The following is a 278-nucleotide window of genomic DNA, read 5'->3' on the forward strand; positions in this document are numbered from 1 at the left end:
CCGCTGATAGACGGGCCGCAGCACTTCGTCGGAGAAGACGGTGGGGAGGAAGCCTTCAATGATGTTGATTACATTGGGCTAGGAAACGATCCTGTGCTGGTCGATCTCGCCACCCCGGAAAACAACACGGGCTATGCCGAGGGCGACACCTACGAAAACATAAGGATTATTGCCGGCGGCGGCGGCAACGACACGCTTTATGGCGATGACAACGACAACTGGTTTCGCGGCCATGCCGGCGACGACCTCGAATATGGCATGGGCGGCAACGACACCCT

General features: G+C 58.3%; 1 pseudogene. It reads left to right on the forward strand.

Going from position 1 to position 278, the window contains the following annotated elements:
- Positions 1–278: pseudogene (locus JT719_RS24700) on the forward strand (hypothetical protein); the annotation flags it as partial.

Source organism: Sabulibacter ruber, from assembly GCF_017355955.1.
GTDB classification, from domain to species: domain Bacteria; phylum Bacteroidota; class Bacteroidia; order Cytophagales; family Hymenobacteraceae; genus Nibribacter; species Nibribacter ruber_A.